Here is a 23577-nt window from a genome sequence, read left to right as displayed (position 1 = left end):
AGCGAACTATAACCTTCATGAATGGCGAGGAACAGCACGTGAAGGCGGCGGCATCTAAAGCAGGCAGCGCATCCGGCGATCCTCTGCTTCAGCCGTTTCGGCTCAAAGGTCTGACGCTGCGCAGCCGCATCGTCAGCACCAGCCATGCCTCGATGCTGGACGACGGCGGTCTCCCGCTCGAGCGCTACCAGCGCTACCATGAGGAGAAAGCGCGCGGCGGCCTGGCGATGACCATGGCGGGCGGCTCGGCGATGACCTCGCCCGATTCGAGTTGGGGCGGCGGTCAACTGGACCTTTCGACCGATCGCATAGTCCCTCATCTCCAGTCGCTGTCGCAGCGAATTCATCGCCATGGCGCGGCCGTCATGTGCCAGGTTTCGCATCTCGGCCGGCGCGCCACTGCCTATGCCGGGAACTGGCTCCCGCCGGTGGCGCCGTCGCGCGTTCGTGAGACGCGAAACCGGAATTTTCCGAAGGAAATGGACGCGGCGGACATCGACAGGATCGTCAAGGATTACGCAAGTGCTGCCAGGCGTTGCCGGGACGGCGGTCTGGACGGCATCGAGACCGTAACCGGCGGCCATCTGATCGGCCAATTCCTGTCGCGCAGAACCAACAGACGCGCGGATGCCTTTGGCGGCTCGCTCGAAAACCGAGCGCGCTTCGGCCCTGATGGTCCATGAGGCGATCCGTCGAGCTGTGGGCGACGACTTCGCTGTCGGCCTCCGGTTCGTGATCGACGAGGCGGTCGATGACGGGTCGGATTTCGAGGAATGCGTTGCCTTTGCCCGGCTGTTCGAGCAGGAGGGCCATATCGACTTCTTCAACTGCATCTTTGGGCGGATGGACACCGACCTGTCCTTGGCCGAGCAGAACATGCCCGGCATGTTCAGCAAGAGCGCGCCGTTTCTGCCGCTGGTTGGAGAGTTCAAGCGGGAAACCAGACTGCCCGTCATTCATGCCGCAGCGATCAGGGATGTAGCTACGGCGCGCCATGCGATCCGCGAGAACCTCGTCGACCTGGTCGGCATGACCCGAGCGCATATTGCCGATCCCCATATCGTCGAGAAGGTGATGCGGGGAGAAGAAGAACGCATCCGCCCGTGCGTCGGCGCGTCCTACTGCCTGTACAAGAAGGTCCACTGCATTCACAACCCCGCCAGCGGCCATGAAACGATCGTCAGCCATATCATTGACTGGGCCGAAACGCCGAAACGAGTGGTCGTGGTCGGCGGTGGTCCGGGCGGGATGGAGGCGGCCCGGGTCGCCGCCGAGCGCGGACACAAAGTGACCCTGCTTGAAGCCGGAGCGCGACTTGGCGGGCAGGTGCTCGTCGCGGCCGCCGCCTACGACCGCAAGGATCTCATCGGCATAGTGGACTGGCGCGCCGACGAGCTCGCCCGCCTCGGCGTCGAAGTCCGTCTCAACACCTATGCGGACGCCGATCTCGTTCTTGCCGAGAAACCGGACGCGGTCATCGTCGCCACCGGCGGCATTCCGGACATGGGATGGCTGGAGGGCGCTGAGCATTGCGACAGCGTCTGGGACGTCCTGACCGGGGTCGTGCCGGCGAAGGACGATGTGCTGATCTACGATGAGACCGGACGCCAGGCCGCGGTGTCCTGCGCTCTGCATCTGGCCCGCATGGGGCGCGTGGTCAGCTTGGCCATCGCGGATGACACGCTGGCGATCGAAACTCCCTATCCGGACAGGGTGAGTTTCCGCAAACGCGCCGCGGAACTCGGCATCCGGGTCGTCAGTGACCTTCGCCTGGTCATGGCAGCGCGCCAAGCAAACGGGATCGCCGCCAGGTTCCGGCATGAGCTCACCGGTGCAGAAACGGAAATGACCGCGGCCCAACTCATCGTCGAGCGCGGCACGTGTCCGCTCTGCCAATAACGGCGTCACCGACATCGCGCTCATGATGGGAGCGATGACCCAGGGGGACGATGGGCCTCAGGTTGCTGGATCGTTCGTCTTGCACCGCATTGGAGACGCGGTTGCCAGCAGGGACATCTACTCGTCGATCTATGAGGCCTACCGGCTCTGCTCGCAATTGTAGAAGCGGCGAAAGCTACATGCCTTGCCTGGAATTGCTCTAGCGGTGGCCGTACTGGCTGACGAGCTCCGGGTCGCGGACGAGGCCGTCGAGCCAGGTCGGATCGAGCTTTGGCACCGACGAGAACAGAAGCTTGGAATAGGGGTGGGTCGGCGCCTTCAACTTGTCGGGCGTGATCTGCTCCACTCTCTCACCATTGTACATGACCATGATCTCGTCACAGATGGCCTCGACGACGGAGAGGTCGTGGCTGATGAAGATGTAAGAGAGTCCCAGCTCGCTCTGCAGCTCCTTGAGCAGCTCGATCACGGCGGACGCCACCACCGTGTCGAGCGCCGAGGTGATTTCGTCACAGATGATGAGCTTGGGGTCTGCCGCCAGCGCGCGCGCGAAGTTCACGCGCTGCTTCTGGCCGCCCGAGAGCTCCGATGGATGACGGTAGCGCAGCGCCCTCGGCAGGCGCACCATGTCGAGCAGTTCGTCGACGCGCTTCGAGCGCGCGTGCCTGTCGAGCCCGTGATAGAAGGCTAGCGGACGGGAGATGATGTCCTCGACAGGCTTGGCCGGATTGAGCGCGGTATCGGCATACTGGAACACGATCTGCATCTCGCGCAGCTGGTCCTGGCTGCGTTTCCTGGCGGCGCGCTCCAGTTCTCTGCCGTCGAAGACGATCTCGCCGGCCGCCGCCGGATGGATGCCGGCGATGACCCGCGCCAGCGTCGATTTTCCGCAACCGGACTCGCCGATGACCCCGAGGTTGCGCCCCTTCTGCACGACCAGGCTGACGGAGTGGACGGCGCGGATGAGCGGCAGACCGTCGGCACGGACCGCCCCGTAGCCAGCCGTGAGATTGTCGACACGTAGCAGCGGCTTCGCAGCCGCATCTGCGTCCGCCTGCGCCCCCCGCGGCTTCGGTTCGAAGGCAGCCAGCAGTTCGCGCGTATAGGGGTGGCGGGCAGCCGAAAGGATTTCAGCCGTCGTGCCGGTCTCCTGCACTTCGCCGCCCTTCAGCACCACGATGCGATCTGCGATCTGGGCGACGACCGCGAGGTCGTGGGAAACGTAGACACCCGCTATCCCGCCCGCCTTCATGACCGACTTGAATGCTTTGAGCACGTCGATCTGGGTCGTCACGTCGAGTGCCGTCGTCGGCTCGTCGAAGATGACCAGCTTGGGATCGCCGATAAGCGCCATGGCCGCCGCCAGCCGCTGCAATTGCCCGCCCGAAACCTGGTGCGGATAACGGGCGCCGATCCCTTCCGGGTCTGGCAGCGACAAGGCCCGGAACAGCTCGATCGCGCGCTTTCGCGCCTGTTCGGGAGGCATCAGGCCGTGGATCCGCGTGACCTCGATCACCTGCTCCATGACCGTGGATGAGGGGTTGAAGGCGGCGGCGGCACTTTGCGGAACATAAGCAATGTCGGTGCCGCGCAACCTGGCACGTTCCTTTTCGGGAAGCGCGGCCATGTTCTTGCCGTTTACGTTGATCTCGCCGCCGGTGATCCGGCAGCCGGGCCGCGCATGGCCCATGAGCGAGAGCGCCACCGTCGTCTTGCCCGAGCCGCTCTCGCCGATCAGGGCGACGATCTCGCCGTCGCCGATGTCGAGGCTGACGCCCTTGATGATTTCAACCAGACGTCCGGCGTCGGTCGTCGCCTCGATCCTAAGGTTCCTGACCTCGACGAGATTGGTCATGCGTCCCTGTCCCTGATCTTCTGCGGCAGATTGTCGATCAGCAGGTTGACGCTGATGGTGAGGCTGGCGATCGCCAGCGAAGGCACGATGACGGCGGGAGCCGCGAAGGGCAGGCCGCCGATATTCTCGCGCACCAGCGCTCCCCAATCCGCGAGCGGCGGCTGGAGGCCGAGCCCGAGGAAGGACAGGCCGGAGAGCAAAAGCACGATGAAGACGAAACGCAGGCCGAAATCGGCCAGCACCGGACGGATGATGTTGGGCAGGATCTCGGACCCGATGAGATAGAATGTGTTTTCGCCGCGGACGCGGGCGACCGTCATGAAATCCATCGTGTTGATGTTGACGGCGAGCGCCCGCGCGAAGCGGTAGGCGCCGGGGATGTAGATGACGGCGAGCGTCAGGATCAGCACCGGGATCGACGAGCCGACCGCAGCGACGACCACAAGGCCGAACAGTTTGCTGGGAATGGAGTTCATGGCGTCGAGGAAGCGGCTGAGGCAAGTGTCGATCCAGCCGCCGGTGACGGCCGCTATCATGCCGAGCACGACGCCCGAAAAGCAGGCGATGCAGACGGCGGCGAGCGATATGCCGACGGTGTAGCGGGCGCCCATCAGAACCCGCGAGAGCATGTCGCGGCCCAGATAGTCCGAGCCGAGCCACAGTCCCTGGCGCATCGGGCCGAAATAGTCGTCGTCGACGATGTCGCCGATCGGATGGGGAATGATGTAGGGCGCGAAGATTGCGACCAGCGTCCACGCGAGGATGACCAGCGAGGCCACGACGCCGACGAGGTTGTAGCTGTGGCCCAGGAAGGACCGTCGGGAGGATACCGTGCGCGCCATCGTCATCTGAGCCTCGGGTTGGACATGATGGCGACGATGTCGGCGGCGGTGATGAGGAATAGATAACCGAGGCAGAAGATCATCGCGCAGCTCTGGATCAGCGGCAGGTCGCGGGTCGCGACCGCATCGACCATCAGCTTGGCGATGCCGGGATAGTTGAAGATCGTCTCCACGATGATGACGCCGCCGACCAGATAGGACAGCGACAGCGCGACCGCGTTGACGATCGGCCCGAGAGCGTTGGGAAGCGCGTGCCTGAGCACCATGCGGCTGCGCGAGGCGCCCTTGAGAAGCGCCATCTCGACATAAGGCGTGGAAAGCGTCTCGATCACCGCGGCACGGGTCATGCGGATCATTTGGGCGGAGATGACGAAGGTGAGCGTGATCACGGGCATCGCATAGATGCGCACGAGGTCGGTCAGCGAATGCGCCTCGTTGACCGAGGACAGCGCCGGCAGCCATCTGAGATAAACGGCAAAGAGCAGGACTGCCAGCGTCGCCACCATGAACTCCGGCACGGAGATGACCCCGATCGAAAGAATGGTGACGGTACGGTCGTAGAGGGAGCCGCGCAGCATCGCGGCGGTGATGCCGAGCGTCAGCGCCAGCGGCACCGAGATCAGCGTGGTGATGCCGGCAAGTTTCATCGTGTTGACGAAGCGCCCGCCGATCAGCGCCGCGACCGGCATGTCGTTGGCATAGGAGGTGCCGAGATCGCCCTGGAGCAGGCCGAGAAGCCAGCGCAGGAAGCGTAGGATCGCCGGGTCGTTGAGATGCATGGCCTCGCGCAGGCCGGCGACCGCCTCCGGAGTCGCCGCCTGGCCAAGCAGGATCGACGCGGTGTCGCCGGGCAACATGCTGGTGGCGAAAAACACGGCGAACAGGACGATCAGAAGGGTGACGACCGCGACTGCCAGCCGCTTCACCACGAGGTTGAGAACCCCAGACTTCATGGAAGCGCTCCCTGCGGTTGCGTATGGCCGAACAATCTTGCGCAATGCAGTGCCGGGGGCCGGCTGACCGGTCCCCGGCAAGCGCCTCTTAAGCTTCGAGCCAGAGGTATTCCGCCATTGCGTAGCCCATCATGCCACCGAGCGGGTTCGCCTCCAAACCCTTCACCTTGCTGGAGAGGGCATCGACGTTGGAAATGTAGGCCGGGATGATGGTGCCCGCCTCCTCGGAGATCATGGTCTGCATTACGCCGTAGATTTCCTTGCGCTTGGCCTGGTCGAGCAGGCCTCGCGCCTCGACGAGCAGCTTGTCGAACTTCTCGGACTTGTACTGGCTTTCGTTCCACGGCGCGTTGGAGGCGTAAAGCAGCGAGAACAGGATGTCCGGCGTCGGGCGTGGATTGATGTTGCCGAAATGAACCGGCGCCTTGAGCCAGTAATTGTCCCAATAACCGTCGGATGGGACGCGCTGGACATCGAGCTTCATGCCGATATCCGCGCCGGCGGCCTGGATGATCACCGCCATGTCGATCGACGAGGTCGCGGCGTCCGAGGCGACCACGGGGATGGACTGGCCGAGCAGGCCCGCCTTCTGGAAGTGGAACTTCGCCTTGTCCGGATCGAAAGCCTTCGGCTTGAGGTCGGCATTGTGGAAGATGTTCGCCGGCGAGACGGGCTGGTCGTTGCCGATTTCGCCGAGGCCGCGCAATGCCGATTTGACGATCTGCTCGCGGTTGACGAGATACTTCATGCCGGCGACGAAGTCGGCCTTGCTGCCCGGATCCATGTCGAGCCGGATGTTGAGGTCCGTGTAGTTGCCCGAGGTCGTCTTCGACAGTTCGAAGCCCTGCTGGCTCCCCAGCAGCTTCATTGCGCGCGGATTGATCGAGGCTGCAAAATTGATATCGCCGGAAAGCAGGGCGTTGACGCGGGCGCTGTCGTCGCTGATGGCGATGAATTCGAAGGAGTCGAGATAGGGCTTGCCCGACTTCCAGTAGTTCTTGTTCTTGGTGACCACCGAACGGACGCCCGGTTCGAACGTCTGCAGCACGAAGGCGCCGGTGCCGTTGCCCTTGGAGAAGTCGGTGGTGCCGTCGGCCACGATCATGAAGTGATGCAGCGCCAGGATAGTCGGGAGGTCGGCATTCGGATCGGCGAGCGTGATCTCGACGGTCGACTTGTCGACCGCCTTGAAGCCGGTCATCTGTGCGGCGATCTTGGCGACCTTGGAGCCGACCGCTTTATCGAGATGGCGCTTCAGCGAGAAGACGACGTCATCCGCGGTGAGGTCCTTGCCATCGTGGAAGGTGACGCCTTTGCGCAGCTTCACGGTCCAGGTCTTGGCGTCCTTGCTGTCGAAGCTTTCGGCCAGCTCCATCTGCGTCTTGCCGTCCTTGTCGAGGAAGGTCAGGCGGTTGTAGAGCGAGCAGCAGCGGACATAGTCGGTTGAGAGCGACGCCTTCGCCGGATCGAGCGTATCGGCCGTGGAGGACGACCAGCCGGCCGCCTTGAAATTTCCGCCGGAAACCGGCGTGGCGGCGACGGCCTGGGTGGCGCGGCCAAGCACCACGCCGCCCGCGGCAACCGCAGCACCGCCGGCCAGCAGCATCTTGAGGAGTTCTCGGCGGCTTGCGCCCCGTCGAATGGCGTTTTCGACCATGGCGTCGTCTGCCCTGGTCCAGTTCGTGATCTTGTCGGTCATGTCATTCCCCTTTCTGTCGGTTTCGTCGGTATGCTCGTCTTGCTGCGGCTTTCCGGGTTTGGGCTCAGGTTCGTTCCTTCAGGCTTTCCCGCACGGCCGACGCAAGGGCGGCCATTGAGGTGAAGTGGTAGTCCGGCACGGTGAAGCGCTCGGGCTCGATCGTGCCGCCGTAGCCCTTCTGGGTGTGCCGGCGCTCGATCCAGCAATTGGTCATGCCAAGCGCCCGGGATATGCCGATGTCGTGATACTGGCTTTGGGCGACATGCAGGATGTCGTCCTTGCCGTCGCCGCGGGAGGCGACGAAATCGAAGGCCTTCTGGAAGAAGGCCGGGTCCGGCTTCTCCGTGCCGGTATCGTCGGCCGTGAAGGTGGCGAAGAAGGGCGATCCGAGCTGCTTCTCGAAATGGTCGAGCGCCCAGCGCCGGGCATTGGTCATGGCAATCAGCTTGTGAGACTTCGCAAGGTCGGCCAATGCCGCCGCGCTGTCGGGAAAGCCCTGCCAGAGGCTGGCGGAATCCCGCAGGCGCAGGCCGTATTTCTCCTCGACCGGCAGGCCGAGCCGCGGCGCGATGACCATGTAGACGCGTGCGAGATCGTCGGGGAATAGGGCGGCATCGGGCATGTAGCGAGCCTGCCGGTAAAGGGCCAGCGCCTCTTCACCGTCGATCGAAACGCCGGCCTCGGCGGCAATTCCGGCCAGGCAGTTTGTGATGCCGCCTTCGAAGTCGATCAGCGTGCCGACCACATCGAAGGTCATGTATTTGAATTCGTTAAAGCCCCTGGCCAAGACTGGCTCTCCTCTGCGCGCGGCCGAATTGCATGTGCTGAACAGAACATAATTCCGTGCTGTCCGGGGCGTCGGCCTTGTTTGAAAGCCCGGAAATTCGAGCTCTCTGGCCTGTTCTTTAAAAGCAGTCTGGCACTTCCCCCGCGCTGGATTCGCCGAAAAGCCGCGAGGCAGCGGCACAAAATTGCGAAATCGTCTGCCCCGGCGATATTTCGAGATGCGAAAAATGCGTCGGCCTTCATGCAAGGGCCTGGCGGACATCGGCATCGTCCAGCGTCTGGTCCAGCGTTCGGCGCGTGCGCTCGATGATCGCATCGACGTCGCTGTCCGTGCAGCAGAGCGGGGGGGCATAGCCGAGAACCCCATGCGCAAAGGCACGGATGATGAGGCCGTTGTCCCATGCTCTGTCGAAGATTCGTCGCGCCGGCATGGCCGAGGCCGGAAGGGGCGTTTTCTTCTGTTTGTCGACTACCAGCTCGATTGCGGCAAGCATGCCGCGACCGCGCACATCGCCGACCAATGGGTGATCGCTCAGGCCCGACAGGCCCGCCATCAGGCGGGCGCCGGCCCTGGCGCCGTTCTCCAGCAGGCCGGCTTCGTAGAGCTTCAGCACCTCGAGCGCGACCGCGGCGCTGACGGGATGCGCGGAATAGGTGTAGCCGTGGCCGACGGCCGAGCCGCCCGCGCCATCGGCGATGACGTCGTAAACATGATCGGCCATGAACACGGCGCCCATTGGAACATAGCCCGAGGTCAGCCCCTTCGCGGTCGTCATGAAATCGGGAACGATGTCCTCGTCCGTGCAGGCGAACAGAGGCCCGGTGCGACCGAAGCCGGTGATCACTTCGTCGGCAATGAACAAGATGCCGTATGCCCGGCAGAGTTCGCGCATCGCCTTGATCCAACCCTTTGGCGGGACAATGACACCGCCCGAGCCCTGGATCGGTTCGGCATAGAAGGCGGCGACCCGCTCCGGCCCGATCTCCTCGATCTTGGCCCCCAGCGCGGCGAGCGATGCGGCGATAATCGCGTCGCCGTCTTCGCCAAGCGGATTGCGATAGGGATAGGGGGAGGGGATTTTGTGCTGCCATTCGAAGGGGATGCCGAAGCCGGCGTGGAAGGCCGGCAATGCGGTCAGCCCGGCGCCCACCACCGACGACCCGTGATAACCCTGCTCGATCGAAATGAACTGGTCGCGCTTTGGCTCGCCCCTTGCATTCCAATAGTAGCGGACGAAACGGATGGTGCTGTCGACCGCGTCCGATCCGCCAAGCGTGAAATAGACGTGATTGAGATCCCCGGGCGCGCGCTCGGCCAACTCCGAGGCGAGCCGGATGGCTGGCTCCGAGCCGAGGTCGAAATAGGCGGTGGCATAGGGAAGCTCGCGCATCTGCCGGGCCGCCGCCTCGACGATGCTGTCGTGGCCGTAGCCGGCATTGACGCACCAGAGCCCCGCGAAACCGTCGAGGAGTTGCCGGCCCGACGCATCGGTCACCGTCGCGCCCTTCGCCGATTTCAGCACGCGCACGCCGAGAGCCTCATGGCCGCGATATGAGGAGACCGGATGGATGAGATGGGCGCGATCGAGTTCGATCAGGGAATTGGCAAGCATTGTTGTCCTCCGGACTAGAGCGAGATGACGCTTCCTTGAATCGTCACTTCGCCCTAAGGTTTTGTTTTTGAAGCATGATCTTCTCCGAAAAGTGAAACTTTCGAGATCATGCCCTACCCGAGCGCCTGGTTGGCGAGTGCGTAAACTTTTGGCCTGATCTGCTCCGCGTCCTTCTTGGGCGGACGGTCCATGGCCACGCCGCCGCCGACATGGGCGAGGCCGATTTCCGCGAGCCAGCCGGCGATGCCGGTCCTGCTGTCGGTATCGACGCGCAGGAAAGCGCCGGGACGCGACGCGGCGAAAAAGCCGATCAGGGCCCTGGCGTCGTCGGCACCTCCCGCAATGACCGGACCGATCACCTCGCCGCGTCCGAACGGGCGGATCGCCGCATACGCCTCGATGGTGCCGTTGCGGCGGATGACGGCGAATTGGCCTCGCTCCGCCAGCGCGTCAATCAGGGTTTCTCGGTCAGCGCCATAGGCGTCACGGTCCAGCGCCTTGATTTCCGGCAGATCACCGGTACCTGCAGCCTCCACGTCCTTGGGCGCCCCAAGCGTTGCGACATTGCCCTGGTGCTGCAGGATCGTGCCTGACGAAACGAAGCCGAGTTTTTCATAGAGAGGCATGCCGTCGGTCGTCGCGACGAGCCGCAGCGGGCGGTTTCCGGCAAGGGCGAAGGCCTCGTCCATCAGCCGGCGCCCGAGCCCCTTGCCTCGCGCGTTCCTGTCGACGATCACCATGTTGATCATGGCGCAATCCGCGCCGTAGGGCGTGACCAGGATGGTTCCGGCCACCCGGCCCTGGTCGTCGAGCGCGACAGCGCCGCTCGAAAGCTGCAGCGCCATCTGCCAGTCCTGCGGGCGATGCGGCCAATTTTCCTGACGAGACAGTGCCACCGCGCCCTCGATATGGTCCGGTCTGAAGTCCTGGAGCTCGATCTCGCCTTGCTGCATGAGGCATCCTTCCATCTGCCCCAAGTCTCGGCCATCGGCGCGCCGCAGATCGTCTGAAGGTTTCGACTTCGGCAGTATCATTCGCCGTTGCGCAGGGGGTGCGCCGCATCTTGTGCTGGCGTCTATCGAACTGGATGTGCTTCACGCCACCGACCGGCGCATCCATCGGGGCTCAAGATGCTACAGCGTGCCAAACCTGATGGCGGATACGGAACTTTCTGCTTTAGGGAGGCGCTTTTCGATCAGGTGGCCCGCCGCCTGCCGGCCTATGATGAAGACATCCCAGCGCGGATGTGCTTCCACCGGAGATCGACGGACATGGTTTCTTTCAGGCCCAAATACATCACCTTCGACTGCTACGGCACGTTGACCAATTTCCAGATGGCGGAAGCGGCGCGCGACCTCTACGGCAGCCGGCTCGACGAGCCGCGCATGCAGGAATTCATCAAGAATTTCGCGGCGTACCGGCTCGACGAGATCCTGGGCGACTGGAAGCCCTATGCCGATGTCGTCCACAACGCGCTCGAGCGTGCCTGCAAACGCAACAGCGTCTCCTTCAACTCCGACGACGCCAGGATGGTCTATGAGCGCGTGCCGACCTGGGGTCCCCATGCGGACGTTCCGGCCGGGCTGGCGAAGGTCGCCAAGGAAATTCCGTTGGTGATCCTGTCCAACGCAATGAACGTCCAGATCATGTCCAATGTCGAGAAGCTCGGCGCGCCGTTCCATGCCGTCTATACTGCCGAGCAGGCACAGGCCTACAAGCCCCGCTTCAGGGCGTTCGAATACATGTTCGACATGCTGGGCTGCGGTCCCGAAGACGTTCTTCACTGTTCGTCTTCGTTCCGCTACGACCTGATGTCGGCGCACGACCTCGGCATCAAGAACAAGGTCTGGGTCAACCGCGGCCACGAACCGGCCAACCCGTATTACGGCTATGTCGAGATCGCTGATATTTCCGGTCTTCCGGGCGTGGTCGGGCTTTGAAACAGGCGGATTGCCGATGAAGTTGGTCTCCTACTGGCACGACACCGCGCCTGTCTTTTCCGGTGGGGCGCAAGGCCCTGTCGAAGGGCACTACGATGCCGCCATCATCGGCGGCGGCTTCACCGGTCTCGCCGCCGCGCGCCAGCTGGCGAAGGCCGGCGCCAAGGTGGCGGTGCTTGAGGCGGAGCGGGTGGGCTGGGGCGCATCCGGGCGCAATGGCGGGCATCTGAACAACGGCCTCGCCCACAGTTACCTTTCGGCCAAGGCGGAGCTCGGCAAGGAACGCGCAATCGCGCTCTACCAGGCGCTGGACGATTCTGTCGACACGATAGAAGCGCTGGTCGCGGAGGAAGGCATCGACTGCAACTTCCGCCGCGCCGGCAAGCTGAAGCTCGCCTCCAAGCCGCAGCATTTTGAAGCGATCGCGCGCAACTTCGAGGCCGTCCATGCCGAGGTGGATCCGGATACTGCGCTGCTGTCGCCGACCGATCTCAAATCCGAGATCGGCTCGTCCTTCCACGGCGCGATGCTGTCGAAGAAGAGCGCCATGATGCATATGGGCAGGTATGTGGCCGGGTTGGCGACAGCCGCGGTCCGCCACGGCGCCGCTATCTACGAGGATGCGGCGGTGACGGATCACAGGCAGTCCGGCGCTCGGCATGAACTGACCACATCACGCGGCCGGATCAGCGCTGACAATGTGCTGGTGGCGACCGGCGCCTACACCACGCCGAATTTCGGCTATTTCCGCCGCAGGATCATTTCCGTGGGCAGCTTCATCATCGCCACGCGGCCGTTGAGCGACGCCGAGATCGCCGCGACCATGCCGGGCAACCGGACATGCGTAACCTCGATGAACATCGGCAACTACTTCCGGCTTTCACCGGACAACCGCCTGATCTTCGGCGGCCGCGCACGTTTCTCGGCCACGTCGGACCAGCGCTCCGACGCCAAGAGCGGACAGATATTGCGGGCAGGCCTCGCCGCGATCTTCCCGCAGCTCGCCAAGGTTGAGATCGATTATTGCTGGGGTGGGTTGGTCGACATGACCAAGGACCGCTTCCCGCGCGCCGGCTATCATGACGGAGTCTGGTACGCGATGGGCTATTCCGGCCATGGCGCCCAGCTTTCCACTCATCTCGGCATGATCATGGCCGATGCCATGCTCGGCCGCGAGGACCGCAATCCGATGAAGGGTGTCGAGTGGCCTTCCATCCCCGGCTATTCCGGAAAGCCCTGGTTCCTGCCGATGGTCGGCCTCTACTACAAGGCGCTCGACCGGGTTCAGTGATCGTCGATCCGGCGTGGTTGGGCTTAGCCCAGCCCGCCCATGTGAAAACTCTTCAGCTCGAGATATTCCTCGATGCCGGCCTGCGCGCCCTCGCGCCCGAGGCCGGACTGCTTGACGCCGCCGAAGGGGGCTATCTCCATCGAGACCGAGCCGGTGTTGAGCCCCACCATGCCGAACTCCAGCGCCTCGCCGACGCGCCAGGCGCGTTTCAGGTTCTCGGTGTAGAAGTAGGAGGCAAGCCCATAAGGCGTGCCGTTGGCCAGCGCGATCGCTTCCTCTTCCGTCTCGAAACGGAAAAGCGGCGCCACCGGGCCGAAGGTTTCCTCGCCGGCGAGTTGCATCTCGTTCGTTGCGCCGGTAAGCACCAGCGGCGCGACATATTGAGGACCGTCCGGCAACGCCGGCCTCGTTGTCACGATCTCAGCACCTTTGGCTAGCGCGTCCTCGACATGGCGATTGATCTTGTCGACCGCCGCCATGTTGATCATCGGCCCGATGGCGACGCCGGGCTGCGTGCCGGGTCCCACCGTCATGGCGTTGACTCGGGCGCTGAGCTTCGCGGCGAAGGCTTCATAGACTCCGGCCTGGACCAGGATGCGGTTGGCGCAAACGCAGGTCTGGCCGCCGTTGCGGAACTTCGAGGCGAGCGCGCCCTCGACGGCAAGGTCGAGATCGGCGTCGTCGAAGACGATGAAGGGCGCGTTACCGCCGAGCTCGAGGCTGAGCCGCTTCACGCTGTCGGCTGCGCCGCGCATCAGCAGCGAACCGACGCGCGTCGAGCCGGTGAAGGAGATCTTGCGCACGGTCTCGTTCGCCATGATCTCGTTGCCGATCTCGGACGGCATACCGGTGACGATGTTGATGACGCCAGCGGGAATGCCCGCCCGTTCAGCGAGCACGCCGAGCGCCAGCGCGGAATAGGGCGTGAACTCGGATGGCTTGATGACCACCGTGCAACCGGCGGCCAGCGCCGGCGCGACCTTGCGGGTGATCATCGCATTGGGAAAATTCCAGGGCGTGATGATGCCGCATACACCGACCGGCTCTTTCAGGATGATGATGCGGCGGTCGTGCGTGGGCGAGGGGATGGTGTGGCCGTTGATGCGGCGCGCCTCCTCCGCGAACCATTTGACGAAGGAAGCGCCGTAGCGGATTTCGCCTTTGGCCTCGTCCAGCGGCTTTCCCTGCTCCGTTGTAAGGATGAGCGCAAGATCGTCCAGATGCTCCAGCATGAGGCCATGCCAGGTCTCCAGAAGGGTGGCCCGTTCGGCATGGGTCTTCTTCTTCCAGGCCCGGTAGGCATTGTTCGCGACATCGACGGCCTCGCGGGTTTCTGGGCCAGCCATGTCGGGCACGGTGCCTATCGTGGTCTGGGTCGCTGGATCGATGACATCGACCGTCCTGCCGGAGCCGGCCGCGACCCATTTACCGCCAATCAGGCCGGCCTCGCGGAAGAGACTTTTGTCTTTCAAGCTTTTCATCGAAAACGACCTTGCAATCAGGTGAGCGCCGCGACGACGGCGGCTGTGATGGCGTCCGTGCGGTCCTTACCGGCAAGGGTGCCTATGCCTCTGGTGGTTGTCGCCTCGAGCGCCTTCATGACGCGGCTGGCTGCGTCCGTCTCGCCCAGATGATCGAGCATCATCGCGCCGGACCATATGGCGGCGATCGGATTGGCGATGCCGAGATGGGCGATGTCGGGCGCGGAGCCGTGCACCGGCTCGAACATGGATGGCGCCGAGCGGTCGGGGTTGATGTTGGCGGAGGCCGCGTAGCCGAGCCCGCCCTGGATCGCCGCGCCGATGTCGGTGAGGATGTCGCCGAAGAGATTGGATGCGACAACAACGTCGAGGCTCTCCGGCGCCATGATCATGCGCGCCGCGAGCGCGTCGACGTGATAGCTCATCACTTCGACATCTGTATACTCTGCAGCCAGCTTCCGCGTGATCTCGTCCCAGAAGACCATCGAATATTTCTGCGCGTTGGACTTCGTGACGGAAGCAAGTTTCCCGCGCCGCGCCCGCGCCTGCTCGAAGCCGAAGCGCAGGATGCGCTCGACGCCGGCGCGGGTGAAGATCGAGGTCTCCACCGCGACCTCGTCCAGCGTCGCTTGATGCACGCGCCCGCCGGCGCCGGAATATTCGCCTTCGGTGTTCTCGCGGATGCACAATATGTCGAAGCTCTCGGCCCGCAGCGGCCCCGTCACGCCCGGCAGCAGGCGGTGCGGCCGGATGTTGGCATATTGCACGAACGCCTTGCGGATCGGCAGAAGCAGGCCGTGCAGCGAGACGGAATCCGGTACCTCCGACGGCCAGCCGACGGCGCCGAGCAGAATGGCGTCAAAGCTGCGCAAGGTCTCGATGCCGTTCTCGGGCATCATGCGGCCGGCCTCCTTGAAGAAGCGGCAAGACCAGGGAAACTCGGTTCCGGTTAAGGCAAAGCCGGACCGTTTGGCTACCGTTTCCAATACCGTCCAGGTGGCGCCGGTCACGTCGCGGCCAATGCCGTCACCGGGGATCAGGGCGATCGAATAGGACTTCATCGGCATCTCTTCACAGGCTGATCAGGACGCTCTTGGTCCTGCGGTTGGCGAGATAGGCCTCGCGGCCGAGGTCCTTGCCGATCCCGGAGCGCTTGTAGCCGCCGGTCGGCAGGATATGGTCGCGCGAGCGGCTGTAGCGGTTGACCCAGACGGTTCCCGCTTCGAGCTTGCGCGCGAGACGGATCGTGCGGGACAGGTCGGCGGTGAACAGACCGGAAGCCAGTCCGTAGGTCGGGTGGCTGGACAGCGCCAACGCCTCGTCCTCGGTCTCGAAGGTCTGGACGGTCAGGACCGGGCCGAAGATTTCCTCCACGATCGCCGGATTGTCCTGGTCGACATTGGCGATCAGCGTCGGCTCGTAGAAGTAACCGGGGTCGTCCATGGCGCTGCCGCCGGTCAGGCATTCGCCGCCGGCCTCGACGGCGGCCCGCACGATGCCGTCGACACGTGCCCGCTGCCGCTGCGAGATGATCGGCGAATACTGCGTGGCCTCGTCCCAGGTCGGGCCGGGACGCGCCTCCTTCATCCTCTCCAGGATGGCGGCCGTCAGCCTGTCGGCCACACTTTTTTCCGCGATCAGTCGCGTGCCGGCCACGCAGGCCTGGCCGGCGTTGAAGGTGACGCTGCCGGCGATCGCTGCCGCCGCCTTGCCCAGATCGGCATCGGCAAAGACGAGCTGAGGACTCTTGCCGCCAAGCTCCAGCGTCATCGGCTTGATGCCGGTGCGGGCGACGTTCTCCATGATGGCTGACCCGGCGCGGGTCGAGCCGGTGAAGCTGACCTTGGCGATCTCGGGATGGCCGGTCAGCGCCGTGCCGGTCGTCGGCCCATCGCCGAGCACAACGTTGATCAGTCCAGCGGGCAGCCCTGCTCTGACGGCAAGCTGCGCCATGTAGACAGCCGAAAACGGCGTCATTTCCGACGGCTTCAGCACGACTGCATTGCCCGCGGCGAGCGCCGGGCCGAGCTTCCAGCCGGCCATCGAGATGGGAAAATTCCAGGGCGTGATCGCGCCGACCACGCCATAGGGTTCGCTCATGATCATGCCGAGACTGGCGTCGTCGGTCGGCACCAGGTCGCTGCCTTCCTTGTCGGCGAATTCGGCGAAGAAGCGGATCTGCTCGGCGGTGACGGCGATGTCGCCGGCGACGAGCTGGCCGACGGGCCGGGTCGAAGACAGCGCCTCGATCCTTGCGAGCGTTTCAGCTTCCGCCACGATCAGATCGGCCCAGGCCTGCAGCGCCCTGGTGCGCTCGCGCGGCCGAACGCCGCCCCAGTTGCTGGCCTTCAGCGCTGACTTGGCGCTCTCCACAGCACAGTCCACCAAGTCCACATCGGCCACGGGGGAGGCCGCATAGGCCTTGCCATCGGACGGACGGCGCATCTCGATCGCACCCGCAGCCGAAATCAGTTCCCCGCCGATGAAATGGCCAACGGGGAGGAGAATCGTGTCCGGATCGAAGCTAAGGCTCATGGGGGCGACCACTTTCCAGCATCAACCAGACCCTAGCGCTTGCTGGCGCGCAGCATGCGCTGTTCGGCGATCCGCCGCCGATGAATGTTGCGTGCTGGGGGCAAGGGACAGCAAAATCTTCCGCGAAGGTCAGCGCCTGACCCGGACGCTCGCTACCCTACCGTCACGTAGATCTTGCGCACCGTCTCGATGGTTTTCCAGACACCGGTGAAGCCAGGCTTCATCACGAAGCTGTCGCCGGCGCGGTACGTCACTGCCTCGCCAGAGTCGGGCGTGATTTCGACCACGCCGGAGAGGATGTGGCAGAATTCGAACGTCTCCCCTTTGATCGAGCGCGTCTCGCCCGGCGTCGCCTCCCAGACGCCGGTATGGACGAGGTCGCCTTTGGCGACATCCTGCGCCCAGGTCTTGAAAGCGGGGTCGCCGGCAATCAGCCGGTCGGGCAGCGCCTTGGATGCCCGCGGCTGGAAGGCTGGGTCGGTATCGACGGTCTTGAGCAGGGACAAAGGATGGCCTTTCCAGTTGGAGTTCAATAGCCGCGCGAACGGTCGACGAGCCCGACGGGATCGAGACCGGCGCGGTGGCGCCTGATGTTGTCGATGACAGCGCGTGCGGCGGTCGCCGGCTGGGTCACGCTGGCGACATGCGGCGTTAGGATGATCTTGCGATGCGACCAGAACGGGTGGCCCGTGGGCAGCGGTTCGGGATCGGTCACGTCGATCATCGCCGCCGACAGATGGCCGCTGTCGAGCGCGGCGAGGAGCGCGGCATGGTCGAGCTGCGGCCCCCGGCCCGCCTGGACGAGCGCCGCGCCTCCGGGCAGTTTCGCGAACAGGTCGGCGTTCAGAAATCCGCGCGTTTCTTCCGTCAGCGGCAGCAGGCAGACCAGTATGTCGCTGACCGCGAGCATTTCCTCTAGCCCGGGCTCGCCGTGATGACAGGTCACGCCCTCGATCCGCCGCGGCGAGCGGCTCCATCCAGCGAGCGGGAAGCCGAAGGGTTTCAGCCGGTCGAGGACGGCCTCACCGAGCTGCCCGAGGCCGAGCACGCCGATCCGGCGTGCCCTGGCCTGGAGCTGCGGGATATCTCGCCATTCGCCGGCGCGCTGCTGGGCGAGATAGGCCGGCAGGTTGCGGTGCAGGGCGAGCACGGCCAGCATCACATATTCCTGCATCATGCGCACGATGCCTTCCTCGATCATGCGCACGACCTTCACCTTCGCGGGCACCGCATCGAAGCGGAACTGATCGACGCCGGCGCCGATGGAGAACAGGACTTCCAGATTCCTGTAGCGGGCGAGGTTCTCCGGTACGGTCCAGGTGATCAGGTACCGCACCGCGTCGGGATCGACCGTCTCGGCATCCATGGCGAAGGGGAGGTCCGGTAATTCCGCGGCGAACGCCTCGGCGAAGATCGCGCCGCGTCGCGGGTCGGAATTGAACAGGAAGGTCATTCGGTTCCCTTCAAGCCGAGCAGCGGGCACCCAGTGCTTCGATCATGCGCTGGCAGGCGGCGAGCTCGCTGGCCAAAATATATTCGTCCGGCTTGTGGGCGCGGCCGATATCGCCGGGTCCGCAAATGATCGCATCGAAGCCGGCGGCCTGGTAAAGCCCGGCCTCGGTGCCGTAGCTGACGGCGGCGACTGGCGCTTCGCCGGTCAGCTCGTGCAACAGTCCCGCCAGCGCCGCGTCTTGCGGCAGCGACAGTGCCGGATAGGTGCTGATCGGCATCCACTCGACCTGAAAGCCTTCGGCTGCACAGGTTTCGGCGATCGCCTTGATGGGGGCGAGCAGGCTGGGCGGGTCGACGCCGGGTACGGCGCGCGCCTCCAGCTCCAGCGTGCACGTGTCGGGGATGATGTTGACCGACTGTCCGCCCGCGATCACGCCGGCCTGCAGCGAGGAATAGGCTGGTTCAAAGGCCGGGTCGAACGGACCCTGCCTCAGCCGATCCGCTTCGCTGACGGCCGAGCACAGCACATCGGCCATGGCATGGACGGCATTGAGCCCGAGGTCGGGCCGCGAGGAATGGCCGGAGCGCCCTTTGATGATCACACGGGCGGCCGCCTTACCCTTGTGGCCGCGCACGGCGCTCATGCCGCTCGGTTCGCCGACGATGACGCCGAGGGGCTTCGCGCAAAGCTCGGGCAGACGGGCGATCAAATGCGGCACGCCCCGGCACCCGATCTCTTCATCGTAGGAGAAAGCGAGGTGGATCGGTCTGGCGAGGCGCAGCCGCGCGAGCGCAGGCACGGCCGCGAGAGCGGCGGCGAGAAACCCCTTCATGTCGGTGGTGCCGCGTCCGTAGAGCCGCTCGCCCTCCCGGCGCAGCGAAAAAGGGGCCGAACTCCATTTCGGCTCACCGGCGGGAACGACGTCCATGTGACCGGACAGGATGTAGCCCGGGACGTCGGCGGGGCCGATCGTCGCGAAAAGATTGGAACGGTCGCCTTCCGGTCCTGGAAGCAGAATGACCTTCGCTCCTTGTTCGGCGAGATGGGCCTCGATCCAGCCGACGATGTCTCCGTTCGCCCTGCCAGCGACCGATGGAAAGGCAACGAGACGGTCGAGGATGTCTAAGACGTCCATTCCAGCCCTCAAGGCATTTAAGGTTCACCGGCAATCGATGCCGCTTGCTGGTGAATTTCCGGAGAGGATGTGTGCGTTCCTTCGCGATTGCATGCCGAAAGCGGAAGTGTTTCAGTTGAATCTTGCGTTGATGCAGGGCTTTCGAGCAAATCGTATGGGGTTTGCTTGTCTAGCGTTGGCGGGTACGGGCGGTCTGTCGCCCGTTGATTTTTGAGGGTTCTTTCAGGGCCATGAAAGTGAAGCCGTCCGAAAGCTTGAAAATCGATGCCTTCTCGATGCGTATCGGCGACGTCCAAGATGTCGACTTGGACCGATTGCACGTGCTCTCGCTGTCGGTGGGATGGCCGCATCGGGCCGAGGACTGGCAATTCCTGCGTGAATCGGGACAAGGCTTCGTGGCGCTCGATGAGATCGGCCGGGTTCTCGGTTCGGCCATGTGGTTCCCGCATGGCGCCGGTTTCGCCACCGTGGGGATGGTCATCACCTCGCCGCGTCTTCAGACGCTCGGGGCGGCGCAGTGGCTGATGAAGCGGGCCCTCGAGAAGGTTGCCGGACGCGATCTGCGCCTAAATGCGACCCGTGCTGCAAGGCGGCTCTATCTTTCGCTCGACTTTCAGCCGGAGAAGACCGTCTACCATTGCCAAGGGGTTGTCCATCCGATCGGGTCGGCGAGCATGGAAAAGGCGGATAGCGAGGTGCGGCGATTGCGGGCGGAGCATGTGCCAGCGATCATCGCGCTCGACACTGCCGGTTTCGGGGTGCGCAGGGAAGCGCTTGTCCAAAAGCTGTTCGACCAGTCAGTCGGCTACGGGCTTTTCGACGATGGGGCGCTTAAGGCCTTCGCCCTGTGCCGCCCGTTCGGCCGTGGCCACGTCGTCGGTCCGGTCGTGGCGGTGCAGGATGCCGATGCCATCGCGGTGGTTCGGCCGCACGTGGCCGAGCATTCGGGCGGCTTCCTGCGTGTGGACACCCATATGGAAAGCGGCGAGTTCGCCGCATTTCTGTCGCACAGCGGAATGCCGGTCTTCGACACCGTTCTGACCATGTCGTCAGGCAAACGCCTCGCCGATTTTGCCGTCGGCGACGGAGTTGGGCCGATAACCTATGCACTGGCCAGTCAAACGCTTGGGTAGTTCAGTCCACGACGCGGGCCGTCGCGGCTGTCCAGCTTCGCAAGGCCCGCATCAAGCGCCGGCAAGCTCGAGCGGGGGCAGGTTTGCCTTCGCGGGCTCCAATTTGATGTAGCAGGGGTTCGCATCCTCTTTCAGCTTCTGCAACTGCAGGCGCGTCTTGGCGCGAAGGACCGGGTCGATGGGCTTGTCGGCTTTCTCCTGCACCGCGCTCAGGATCTTGGCTGCTTCGTCCTGCGCCAGGCTGCGGCCCAGCCCATACTGGCGGCTACGTCGCTTTGCCGGCCACTGCGTCCATTCCCATCTCCTCCTCGGAAATGTCGTCGAACGAGGCGTAGTTCATGTTGTAGAGGCGGGCGTAGAGGCCCTTTCGTTCCATCAATTGTTCGTGGTTGCCGCTTTCGACGATCTCGCCGTTCTGCAAGACGATGATGCGGTCGGCGCCGCGGATGGTGGCCAGCCGGTGGGCGATGACGAGCCCGGTCCTGCCTTCCAGCAGTTTTATCAGCGCCTTCTGGATCAGCATCTCGGTGTAGGAATCGATGCTGGCCGTGGCTTCGTCGAGCACAAGGATCTTGGCGTCGGCCACCAGCGCCCGCGCGAAGCTGATCAACTGCCGCTGGCCGAGCGAGAGATTGCCGCCGCGTTGCTCGAGTTCGGTGTCGTACCCGTCAGGCAGCTGCTCGATGAAGTCGTGCGCGCCGACGGCTTTCGCCGCACGAACCACCTCCTCGCGGGTTGCCCCGGCCTTGTGATAGCGGATGTTCTCCAGAACCGTTCCGGAAAACAGAAACGGCTCCTGCAGCACCATCGCCATCTGTTCCCCAAGCGAATCCTGCGTCAGGTCCCGCACATCGTGCCCGCCGACCAGAACCTGACCCGACCACACGTCGTAGAAGCGGTGCGCCAGCGCCATGGAGCTCGACTTGCCCGAGCCGGTCGGACCGACAAGCGCGACCGTTTCGCCCGGATTGACGCGGAAGCTGACATTCTTCAGCACCGGCTGGTTCCGCCGGTAGCCGAAGGTGACGTTCCTGAACTCGACCGAGCCGTCCATGTCACGCGACAGCGCCACAGCGCCTTGCCTGTCGGCGACGTCCACCGGCACGTCGAGCACTTCGGAGATGCGCTGGCCTGAAGCCATGGCGCGTTGCATGACGCTGTACTGCATGGTGAGCGAGCGGATCGGATCGAAGAAGCGCTGGATGTAGAACAGGAACGCCACCATGACGCCGACGTCGAGGCTGTGCGACAGCACCATCGAACCGCCGACGACGATGACTGTGGCCATGGCGATACCGGTCAGCGTGTCGACGATCGGCACCATCACCTGCGCGTATCTGGCCGATCTCAGATGGGCATTGAGATTGGCCAGCACCTTTTCGTCATAGAGCTCGAAATTGACGTGCTGGCGCTCGAGGCTCTGCACGGTGCGCACGCCGTGAATGCCTTCGGCGAGCGCCCCGTTGGCGATCGAGTTGGTTTCGTGCGCGGCCATGAAGGCGACCTTGGCGCGCGGCAGCCAGAACAGGCGAACGATGAACAGTATCGGCATGGTCGAGAGCGTCAGCAGCCCGAGCCGGAAATCGAGCCACAGCAGGACGCTGACGATGCCGAACAAAAGCACGATGTCGCCCACCGACATGACCGATGTCTCGAGGAATTCCTGCATCGAATTGACGTCGCCCTGCAGGCGCGACATCAGCCGGCCAACCTCGGTCTTGTCCATGAAGCTCAGCGAAACCCGCTGCAGATGGCCGAACATGGCGCGGCGCAGGTCGGAGAGTACGTTCTCGGCCACCTTGCCGACGACGCTCTCCTGAGCATAGCTCGCCGCATAGTTCACAAGGATGACCGCCGCGAAAGCGCCGGTCGCCCAGACCATCACCGATCGGTCCAGCCTGCCCGGCGCCATGCCGTGGTCGATGGCGTAGCGGATGACCAGCGGGATCGCCAATTGCGTCAGCGTGAACACCAGCACCGCTCCGACCGAGATGAAAATCCGGCCTTGATAGGGTTTCACGAAGCTCCAGATGCGCCGCACGATGCGCGGATCATAGGCCTTGCCGAAAACCTCCTCCTCGTCGCGGTGCGAGCCGACGACCGCCTTTGCCGGCCGCCCTCTGGTGTCTTCCTTCTCGTCGTCGCGCGGGTCCGACATCACGCGGCTCCCAATGCGGCGGGTCGGTCGTCGTCGGGCCGCAGCTGCAGGTCGTAGAGCGCGCGGTAGCGCCCGCCGAGCGCCAGCAGCTCCCCATGCGTGCCGCGCTCGACGATCCTGCCACCTTCCACGAACAGGATCTGGTCAGCATGCATCAGTGAGCTCAGCCGGTGCGAGATGATGAGCGTCACGCGATCCTTGGCGAAGCGTTTCATCGCCGCGCGGATCCGCTGTTCGGTGCCGGCATCGATGGCCGCGGTGGAATCATCGAAGACCAGCACCGAAGGCCGCAGCATCAGGCTGCGGGCGATGGTCAGGCGCTGCCGCTGGCCGCCGGAAAGCGACGCGCCGCGTTCGCCGACGATCGTGGTGTAGCCGGACGGAAGCCCGATGATGTAGTTGTGCAACTGGGCGGATTCGGCTGCCCGCTCGATGCGGGTCTCGCGCGCCCAGGGATTGCCGTAGGCGATGTTGTTCTCGATCGAGGTCGTGAACAGGAAAGCGTCCTGCTGCCCCAGCAAGCGTGGAATGAGAAGCTGCAGCGTCGCGGCTATGAAGGTCGAAACGATGGTGATCGCGACTTGCCAGGGGTGGCGCAGCGTCATGCGCATGATGCGAAGCAGGGTGCTGAGACCCTTTCCCCAGGAGGCTTCCGCCACATGGGCAAAGGATTTGCCGCGCTCCGGTGCGCTGCTTTTTGCATCCGTATGCAAAGGGAAATATCCAAACAGATCCGAACATTAGCCCGGACGAATGTAACCGGGGCAAAACCGGTGGCGGCCGCGGCGTTATGACTCGGGGGTA

The 23577-nt window shown here is 64.2% G+C and carries 18 protein-coding genes and 2 pseudogenes; 4 read left to right on the top strand and 16 right to left on the bottom strand.

The genetic code is table 11. The features are described from left to right. Positions 1-17: 17 nt before the first annotated feature. A pseudogene (locus tag AU465_RS37790) lies at positions 18-2062 on the top strand (oxidoreductase). Between the two features lie 36 nt (positions 2063-2098). On the opposite strand, the gene AU465_RS12070 reads toward AU465_RS37790, so the two are convergent. The 7 genes from AU465_RS12070 to AU465_RS12040 all read right to left on the bottom strand — a co-directional run bounded on the left by AU465_RS12070 (position 2099) and on the right by AU465_RS12040 (position 10600). Continuing rightward, positions 2099-3754, bottom strand: a complete 1656-nt coding sequence (locus AU465_RS12070) for an ABC transporter ATP-binding protein (RefSeq protein WP_192247202.1) — start codon at positions 3752-3754, stop codon at positions 2099-2101. Then, positions 3751-4602, bottom strand: a complete 852-nt coding sequence (locus tag AU465_RS12065; protein ID WP_192247200.1) for an ABC transporter permease — start codon at positions 4600-4602, stop codon at positions 3751-3753. The genes AU465_RS12070 and AU465_RS12065 overlap by 4 nt, the downstream gene beginning before the upstream one ends. Beyond that, a complete protein-coding gene (locus tag AU465_RS12060) occupies positions 4599-5549 on the bottom strand; it encodes an ABC transporter permease (RefSeq protein WP_192247198.1) in 951 nt (316 codons plus the stop codon). Before AU465_RS12060 ends, AU465_RS12065 begins: the two co-directional genes overlap by 4 nt. An 88-nt stretch (positions 5550-5637) precedes the next feature. After that, positions 5638-7248 (bottom strand): ABC transporter substrate-binding protein, encoded by a 1611-nt coding sequence (locus AU465_RS12055; RefSeq protein WP_192247196.1) that lies wholly within the window; start codon positions 7246-7248, stop codon positions 5638-5640. A 64-nt stretch (positions 7249-7312) separates the two neighbouring features. After that, positions 7313-8005, bottom strand: coding sequence for an HAD-IA family hydrolase (locus AU465_RS12050; RefSeq protein WP_376774849.1), 693 nt, complete (start codon positions 8003-8005; stop codon positions 7313-7315). Positions 8006-8273: 268 nt separating this feature from the next. Beyond that, positions 8274-9647 (bottom strand): aspartate aminotransferase family protein, encoded by a 1374-nt coding sequence (locus tag AU465_RS12045; RefSeq protein ID WP_192247192.1) that lies wholly within the window; start codon positions 9645-9647, stop codon positions 8274-8276. Between the two features lie 113 nt (positions 9648-9760). Beyond that, positions 9761-10600 (bottom strand): GNAT family N-acetyltransferase, encoded by an 840-nt coding sequence (locus AU465_RS12040; protein WP_192247190.1) that lies wholly within the window; start codon positions 10598-10600, stop codon positions 9761-9763. Between the two features lie 318 nt (positions 10601-10918). Between AU465_RS12040 and AU465_RS12035 the strand changes: the two genes are divergently transcribed. Next, positions 10919-11587, top strand: a complete 669-nt coding sequence (locus tag AU465_RS12035) for a haloacid dehalogenase type II (RefSeq protein ID WP_192247188.1) — start codon at positions 10919-10921, stop codon at positions 11585-11587. A 16-nt stretch (positions 11588-11603) separates the two neighbouring features. After that, positions 11604-12878, top strand: coding sequence for an NAD(P)/FAD-dependent oxidoreductase (locus AU465_RS12030; RefSeq protein WP_192247186.1), 1275 nt, complete (start codon positions 11604-11606; stop codon positions 12876-12878). A 23-nt stretch (positions 12879-12901) separates the two neighbouring features. On the opposite strand, the gene AU465_RS12025 is transcribed toward AU465_RS12030, so the two are convergent. The 6 genes from AU465_RS12025 to argE form a co-directional block, all read right to left on the bottom strand. After that, positions 12902-14359 carry an NAD-dependent succinate-semialdehyde dehydrogenase gene (locus AU465_RS12025; RefSeq protein WP_192247184.1) on the bottom strand — a complete coding sequence of 486 codons (1458 nt, stop codon included), beginning with the start codon at positions 14357-14359 and terminating at the stop codon, positions 12902-12904. 17 nt (positions 14360-14376) lie between these two features. Next, the gene (locus tag AU465_RS12020; protein ID WP_192247182.1) at positions 14377-15420 is read right to left on the bottom strand and encodes a tartrate dehydrogenase; all 1044 of its coding nucleotides are present in this window, start codon (positions 15418-15420) and stop codon (positions 14377-14379) included. Between the two features lie 10 nt (positions 15421-15430). Further along, entirely contained in the window at positions 15431-16894 is a 1464-nt protein-coding gene (locus AU465_RS12015; protein WP_192247180.1) for an aldehyde dehydrogenase family protein, read from the bottom strand. 152 nt (positions 16895-17046) lie between these two features. Next, positions 17047-17400 (bottom strand): cupin domain-containing protein, encoded by a 354-nt coding sequence (locus tag AU465_RS12010; RefSeq protein ID WP_192247178.1) that lies wholly within the window; start codon positions 17398-17400, stop codon positions 17047-17049. Positions 17401-17423: 23 nt separating this feature from the next. Further along, entirely contained in the window at positions 17424-18347 is a 924-nt protein-coding gene (locus tag AU465_RS12005) for a 2-hydroxyacid dehydrogenase (RefSeq protein WP_192247176.1), read from the bottom strand. A 10-nt stretch (positions 18348-18357) separates the two neighbouring features. Next, positions 18358-19482 carry an acetylornithine deacetylase gene (gene argE / locus AU465_RS12000; RefSeq protein ID WP_192247174.1) on the bottom strand — a complete coding sequence of 375 codons (1125 nt, stop codon included), beginning with the start codon at positions 19480-19482 and terminating at the stop codon, positions 18358-18360. A gap of 230 nt (positions 19483-19712) precedes the next feature. Here argE and AU465_RS11995 point away from each other — a divergent pair, with 230 nt between their 5' ends. After that, positions 19713-20615 carry a GNAT family N-acetyltransferase gene (locus AU465_RS11995; protein WP_192247172.1) on the top strand — a complete coding sequence of 301 codons (903 nt, stop codon included), beginning with the start codon at positions 19713-19715 and terminating at the stop codon, positions 20613-20615. A 51-nt stretch (positions 20616-20666) separates the two neighbouring features. On the opposite strand, the gene AU465_RS11990 is transcribed toward AU465_RS11995, so the two are convergent. From AU465_RS11990 to AU465_RS11980, 3 genes and pseudogenes are all read right to left on the bottom strand, one after another. Beyond that, positions 20667-20819 (bottom strand): hypothetical protein, encoded by a 153-nt coding sequence (locus tag AU465_RS11990; RefSeq protein WP_192247170.1) that lies wholly within the window; start codon positions 20817-20819, stop codon positions 20667-20669. A gap of 61 nt (positions 20820-20880) precedes the next feature. Further along, positions 20881-22773, bottom strand: coding sequence for an ABC transporter ATP-binding protein (locus tag AU465_RS11985; protein WP_192247168.1), 1893 nt, complete (start codon positions 22771-22773; stop codon positions 20881-20883). After that, a pseudogene (locus AU465_RS11980) lies at positions 22773-23285 on the bottom strand (ATP-binding cassette domain-containing protein); the annotation flags it as partial. The gene AU465_RS11985 and the pseudogene AU465_RS11980, both read right to left, overlap by 1 nt. Between the last annotated feature and the right edge of the window lie 292 nt (positions 23286-23577).

The sequence above is a fragment of the Mesorhizobium silamurunense genome (assembly GCF_014843905.1).
Classification (GTDB): domain Bacteria; phylum Pseudomonadota; class Alphaproteobacteria; order Rhizobiales; family Rhizobiaceae; genus Mesorhizobium; species Mesorhizobium silamurunense.
This window is presented reverse-complemented; position numbering and strand designations above follow the sequence as displayed.